At 70.0% G+C, this 6,275-nt stretch carries 6 protein-coding genes and 1 pseudogene; 2 read left to right on the top strand and 5 right to left on the bottom strand.

The genetic code is table 11. The features are described 5' to 3' along the window. Positions 1 to 8: 8 nt before the first annotated feature. Together D7X96_RS38425 and rsmI are read left to right on the top strand one after the other, a co-directional pair. The gene (locus D7X96_RS38425; RefSeq protein WP_121771962.1) at positions 9 to 374 is read left to right on the top strand and encodes a YraN family protein; all 366 of its coding nucleotides are present in this window, start codon (positions 9 to 11) and stop codon (positions 372 to 374) included. A 13-nt stretch (positions 375 to 387) separates the two neighbouring features. Then, positions 388 to 1,221 carry a 16S rRNA (cytidine(1402)-2'-O)-methyltransferase gene (gene rsmI, locus D7X96_RS38430; protein ID WP_121725215.1) on the top strand — a complete coding sequence of 278 codons (834 nt, stop codon included), beginning with the start codon at positions 388 to 390 and terminating at the stop codon, positions 1,219 to 1,221. A 32-nt stretch (positions 1,222 to 1,253) separates the two neighbouring features. On the opposite strand, the gene D7X96_RS38435 is transcribed toward rsmI, so the two are convergent. From D7X96_RS38435 to D7X96_RS41695, 5 genes and pseudogenes are all read right to left on the bottom strand, one after another. Beyond that, a complete protein-coding gene (locus tag D7X96_RS38435) occupies positions 1,254 to 2,537 on the bottom strand; it encodes a hypothetical protein (protein WP_121771960.1) in 1,284 nt (427 codons plus the stop codon). Positions 2,538 to 2,614: 77 nt separating this feature from the next. Further along, the gene (locus D7X96_RS38440; protein ID WP_120546376.1) at positions 2,615 to 3,646 is read right to left on the bottom strand and encodes a M23 family metallopeptidase; all 1,032 of its coding nucleotides are present in this window, start codon (positions 3,644 to 3,646) and stop codon (positions 2,615 to 2,617) included. 75 nt (positions 3,647 to 3,721) lie between these two features. Continuing rightward, positions 3,722 to 5,146, bottom strand: a complete 1,425-nt coding sequence (locus D7X96_RS38445; RefSeq protein ID WP_121771961.1) for a sigma-54-dependent transcriptional regulator — start codon at positions 5,144 to 5,146, stop codon at positions 3,722 to 3,724. Positions 5,147 to 5,170: 24 nt separating this feature from the next. Next, positions 5,171 to 6,043, bottom strand: coding sequence for an encapsulin nanocompartment shell protein EncA (gene encA / locus D7X96_RS38450; protein ID WP_121725217.1), 873 nt, complete (start codon positions 6,041 to 6,043; stop codon positions 5,171 to 5,173). A gap of 60 nt (positions 6,044 to 6,103) precedes the next feature. Further along, positions 6,104 to 6,275: pseudogene (locus tag D7X96_RS41695) on the bottom strand (ferritin); the annotation flags it as partial.

A 6,275-nucleotide genomic window follows, 5' to 3' on the forward strand; every position in this document is an offset into this window, starting at 1 on the left:
GGACGGGAATGGCAACGCGGCGGGACGTGGGGGACGTGGCGGAGGCGGAGGGCGTGCGCCTGCTGGAGTCGCAGGGCTTCCGGGTGGTGGCGCGCAACTGGACGTGCCGCTACGGGGAGCTGGACATCGTGGCGGAGCAGGGGGAACTCATGTGCTTCGTGGAGGTGCGCATGCGCTCCACGGCGGCCTGGGGAGACCCGTCGCACACCGTGTCCTTCGCCAAGCAGCGCCGGGTGGTGAAGGCGGCGCTGCACTACCTCTTCCAGAACGGCATCGACGGGCGCATGGTGCGCTTCGACGTCATCTCCGTCGTGGGCCAGGGCGAGCACGCCCGGGTGGAGCACCTGCCCGCCGCCTTCGACGCTGGCATGTAAAGGAAACCGTCCCTTGGCTGGAACGCTCTACCTCGTGGCCACGCCCATCGGGAACCTGGGGGACGTCTCCGCCCGGGCCCTGGAGACGCTGCGCACCGCGGGCTTCCTCGCGTGCGAGGACACCCGGCACTCGCGCATCCTGTTGGACCACTTCGGCATCACCGGGAAGGACCTGGTGAGCCTGCCCGCCTTCGCGGAGGGGCAGCGCGCCGGGCGCATCCTGGACCGCATCGAGGCGGGGGCGGACTGCGCGCTCGTCACGGACGCGGGCAGCCCCGGCATCAGCGACCCGGGGGAAAAGCTGGTGGCGGAGGCGCTGGAGCGCGGCCTTAAGGTGGAGCCAGTGCCCGGGCCCACGGCGCTGGTGGCCGCCCTGAGCGCGTCCGGGCTGCCCACCGGGCGCTTCCACTTCCTGGGCTTCCTGCCGCGCAAGGGGCCGGAGCGCCGGGCCATGCTGGACGAGGTGGCCCCCCTGTCCGCCACCTGCGTCCTCTACGAATCCCCGCGCCGCCTGGCGGAGACGCTGGCGGACCTCCAGGAGGCCTGGGGCGACCGCCGCGCGTGCGTGGCGCGCGAGCTGACCAAGCTGCACGAGGAGTTCGTCCGGGGCTCGCTGTCCGCGCTGGTGGCGCGCTACGCGGGCGAGGAGACCCGGGGCGAGGTGGTGGTGTTGGTGGAGGGCCGCACCGGCGAGCAGCGCTGGAGCGAGGACGAACTGCGCCGGGCGCTGGAGGCGGGCCTGGCTCGCGGCGAGAAGCTCAAGCCGCTGAGCACGGAGCTGGCCCGCCGTGCGGGGTGGCCCGGCCAGGAGGTGTACCGGCTGGGCCTGGGGTTGAAGCAGCGGTAGGGGCGGCCCACCGCTGCCTCGGGGGCGGGCCTTCAGAAGCTGAAGGTCGCGCCCAGGTCGAAGCGGAACGTGGTGCTCTGGATGGCCCGGAAGCGGCGGGACACCGTGTCGTAGCGCCAGTCGAACGTGGGGTTCAGCTCCGGGGAGCCCGGGGCGACGTCCACGGTGCCGTCGCCGTTCAGGTCCTGGCCAATGACCTCGGTCGTGAGCAGGTGGTCCGTGTTGTAGAGGAAGTTGCCGGACGCGCGGATGGTGAAGGCCGAGGCCGCGCGCGCGGTGACGCCAAACTGGCCACCCACCTGGAGGTAGTCGTCGGAGGTGAGCAGCTTGCGCAGCGCGGAGCTCAACTCGTTGTAGTACCGGCCGCGGCCCACGTAGTTGCCCAACAGCCGCAGGTCCAGGGCGAACCTCTGGGACTTCGCCGCGTTCTCGAAGGGCACCAGCTCCATGCCGAAGGTGAGCGCCGTCTGCGAGGGGGCGTGGATGCCCGTCTCCTTGCGCGTCCACGGCTCCTTGAAGCAGTTGTACGGCGCGCCCAGGGTGGGCGGATTGGCGCCGGACTGGTCGCAGTTGGAGTACGCGCCGGGGCCGCGCACCGGGATGGTGTGGGACGCCTTGAAGTACGGCTCCGCCCTGCCCATCTTCCGCGAGAAGATCGTGTAGAGCTGGTACTTGTGGACGCGGTCGCCCACGTTGCCCTTGTCGCCGTCCGGGTCCGTGTTGGCCACGCTCGGGTCGCGCAGCTTGGCGGTGGGCGCTTCGTAGTCGATGCCGACGATCCACGTGGGCTTGGTGTCGTCCTTCTCCTGGTTGAAGAAGGCGTACGCCAGGCCGAAGTGCACGTTGCCCAGGCCGCCGCGGTAGCTCTCCTGGGGCACCTGGAACAGCCGGCCCACGCAGCCCTCGGACGAGTAGGGTGAGCCGTCCGCGTTGAAGCAGCTGTTGGTGATGGTGGAGTTGCCCTGGCCCGTGCCGGACACGAAGTTCCAGGTCTCGTTCTGCTGGAAGACGATGGGCAGCTTGAAGCTGAACTCCAGGTCCTTCCACAGGCCGAAGGCCACGGCCAGATTCAGCCGCGCGTCCGTGCCCTTGTACCAGAGTTCGTTGACCTCGCGGACGTCAGTGGACCCCGGGCCACCGAGCTGCTCGCGGACGATTTTCGCGCGCGTCTGCGTGCGCTCGAAGCCCACATCGAGGAAGAGGTCGAACGGATCATCGTCCTCGAACGAGGAAGCAATCCGGGTGATCTCCGCCGCGCTGGCGGCGAACGGCACGCCCAGCGTCAGCGCGGCGATGACGGCGCGAAACCTGTGCATCCACTACCTCCGACGACCACGGCCCAGGCCTGCCAGCTAGCCGTGCCGTCGGAGGAGTGTCAAGAAATGGGTGGCCTTTACTTCCCCGCGACGGACGTGCCCAGCAGGCCATCCAGCCGCTGGACCTCGGCGTCGAAGGCGCCCTTCTGGGCGGCCGCCAGGGACGCGCGGAAGGTCTTGTGCTGGTCGAAGGGGTCCAGGACCCGGTTTTCGCCCAGCATGAGCTGGTAGTGCAGGTGGGGGGCGAAGGAGTGGCCCGTGTTGCCGCTCTGGGCCAGGACCTGGCCCGCGTTCACGCGCATCCCGGGCTGGATGCTCTTGGGCAGCTCCGCCAGGTGCAGGAAGAGGGCGCGGCGGCCCTTGCCCCCGGACTCCACCAGCTCGATGCAGTTGCCGTTGCTGCCGAAGTTCCAGTTCTTGCGCTTGATGACGCCCGCGAAGGGCGCCCGGACCGTCGTGCCCACCGGCGCGCGGAAGTCCACGCCCTTGTGGCCACGGCCGTCGCGCAGGAGCGAGGTGATCTGCTCGTAGCTGTCGATGGGGGACTTCTCCATCCGCAGCTCCAACTCGTCGCCGCCGGGCAGGTAGTAGCGGGCGTTCGTCTCACCCGCGGGCGTGAAGCGGTAGGCGCGGTGCGTCTGGCCTGTCTTGCCGCTCACGAAGCGCACCGCGTACACCAGCGGCTCCTCGTTGGGGCGGCGCTGGTAGAGCACGTCCAGCGTGTCCCCCCGGAGGATTTCACCGGGTACGCGCACCCACCACACCAGCGTGCGCGTCACCACCTGGGCCAGGGCAGGGCCCACGGTGGCGTCCGAGGCCTGGACGAGGGCGGTCTCCAGCGGACCCTCGATGCGGATGGACGCGCGCTCCAGGCCCGCGGCCTTCACGGGGTCGGTGGGCGCGGGCGGGGCCACGGGGGCTGCGGCGACGGTGCCTGCATCCAGCGCGGTGACGGTCTGCGAGGCGACGTCCATGGGGACATCCGCCATGCGCTGTTTCCACCACCACACGCCACCCGCGGCCGCGCCGAGGATGACGGAGACGGCAACCACCGGTCCGAAGGGATTGCGCTTCGGTGGTCCACCGAGGGTGGGAAGATTCGGCCGCATTCAGGCTCCCTGAGGGTAAGAAGGTACGCGGGGGCCGAAACCGCTGGCGAAGAAGCGATATTTCGGCGCCCCAGGCTACTCGTCCGGGCCGTCTTCCTGACCGTCCGGGGTGGTGTCGCGCAGGCCGAACTCCTTCATCTTCGTCTGGAGCGACTTGCGGCTGATCTGCAGGAGGCGCGCGGCCCGCGTGACGTTGCCGCCCGTCTCCTCCAGCTTCTTGACGATGAGGTCCCGCTCCAGCTCCGCGGCCTTCATGCGCACGATGTCCTTGAGGCCCACCTCGCCCACGGGGACGTCCAGCGTGCCCAGCGAGGCGGCGACCGCTGCCCCCGCCTGCACGCCCGCTCCCCCGCGCACCGGCTCCGGCAGGTCCCTGGCGGTGATGTGGGGGCCGTCCGCGAAGAGCAGCACGCGCTCGATGAGGTTCTCCAGCTCGCGGATGTTGCCCGGCCACGCGTACGCCTGGAGCAGCGCGAGCGCGTCGTCGGCGATGCCTTCGATCTTCTTGTGGAGCCGCCGGTTGTACTTGTCCACGAAGTGCGCGGCGAGCATCGGGATGTCGCCGCGCCGCTCGCGCAGGGCGGGCAGCACGATGGGCACCACCGCCAGCCGGTAGTACAGGTCCTTGCGGAAGCGGCCGGCTTCGATCTCCGCCTGGAGGTCGCGGTTGGTGGCGGCCACCAGGCGCACGTTCACGCGCGTCGTCTTGATGCCGCCCACGCGCTCGAACTCGCCCTCCTGGAGCGCGCGCAGCAGCTTCACCTGCATCTCGACGGGGATCTCGCCAATCTCGTCCAGGAAGAGGGTGCCCTCGTCGGCCAGCTCGAAGCGGCCCGGCTTGGAGGTGACGGCGCCGGTGAAGGCGCCCTTCTCGTAACCGAACAGCTCGCTCTCCAGGAGCGTGGCGGGGATGGCGGCGCAGTTGATCTTGATGAACGGCTTGTCGCGGCGGCTGGAGGCGCCGTGCAGCGCGGTGGCGATGAGCTCCTTGCCCGTGCCGCTCTCACCGGTGATCAGCACCGTGGACGGCGTGTCCGCCACCTTGTCGATGATCTTGTAGACGTCCTGGATCTGCGGTGACTCGCCGATGATGGCGGACCGGGCCTTGTGGTCCGCGCGCACGGAGCGCTTGGCGCTCTCGTTCGTCTTGGCGGCCTTGGCCACGACGGAGGACAGCTCCGACTGATCAAAGGGCTTGGTGATGTAGTCGAACGCGCCCGCCTTGATGGCCTCCACGGCGGAGTCCACGGTGCCGTGCGCGGTGATGATGATCACCGGCACGTCCGGGTTGGCGGCGCGCACGGCGGCGAGCACCTCCATGCCGCCCAGCTTGGGCATCACCAGGTCGGTGACGACGATGTCCGCGCCGTTCTTGTGGAACTCGGCCAGGCCCTGCTCGCCGTTCTCCGCCACGGTGACGTCGAACCCGTCGCGGCGCAGCAGGGCGGCCAGCACCTTGCGCAGGTTCGTCTCGTCGTCGATGACCAGGACCTTGGCCATAAGCCTCCGCGCGGAAGAAGAGGACTAACGGCGTGCCGGGGGAGCGGCGGGGACGGCGCCTTCCAGCGTGCAGATGGCGTCCGGGTGCTTGATGCGCAGGAGCAGCGACTCCAGCACGCGGAACGGGTGGTTCATCTTGCTGGCGCCCAGGTAGGCCGCGACCATGTCCATGGCCACCGCCAGGTCCATGTTCTCCCGGCCCGTGGACACCACCACGCCGGACTCACCGCGCAGGCGGTTGGACTGGTAGACGCCGTCGGACGCCAGCTGGCTGATGGTCTGGATCTCCAGCACGCCCGTCTTCTCGTAGATGCGGTGCAGCTGCGAGTACAGGCGCGGCGACAGCACCACGGCGTAGGGGCCGAAGTGGCCGGCCTCGTTGAGCTTGCGCGTGGCCTCCACGATGGTCTGGAAGCCGCCGCCCGGCGCCGTCCAGTCCCCCAGCGTGGCGGTGAGGCGGCCGTTGGCCGTCATCAGGCCCTCGTAGCCCAGGCGCTGGTCGCCGTAGAAGATGAGCTCGTCCTCCTGCTGCGCGCACAGCGCGGCGGCGCCGGCGGCGGCGGACACGTCCAGCGGCATGTTGTGCGTGCGCGCCGCCTCGATGTCCCGCCAGTGCAGCAGGAAGTCCTTGTAGATGATGGGGATGGTCTTGAACTTGCGGACGTCGGTGAAGACCATCGCGGTCTCCTGCTCACCGACGATGTCCACCGCGCCCGCGGACACGCCCTGGAACTCGTCGTAGGCCACCGTCTGCACGCCGGCGCCCAGCGGCCCGTAGATGTCCAGGATGCGGCGGCCCACCAGCGAGCGGCGCGCCACCTGGATCACCGTCTCGTTGAGCCGGGCCCACTCCTCTTCGCGCAGCGGGTTCTCGGCATGTCCAAGGAAGTCAGGCATCTGTGTCTCCGTCACGAGCGGCGGCAGAGGAGGGGAGGGAAGGCAGGAAACAAAAGGGTTCTAGCGACCGCCACCGGAGCCGCCACCGCTTCCACCGCCCCGGCGCAGGCTGCCGATGGTGAGCGGGTGGCTGTTGGCGGAGGGCGGCGGCGCGGGGACGCCGTAGATGAGGCGCTGGGGCGGCAGGTTCGTCAGGGGCTCGGCCGTCAGGCGGCCCACCGCGGGCGGGGCC

Origin of the sequence: Corallococcus interemptor (assembly GCF_003668875.1) — a bacterium.
Classification (GTDB): Bacteria; Myxococcota; Myxococcia; order Myxococcales; family Myxococcaceae; genus Corallococcus; species Corallococcus interemptor.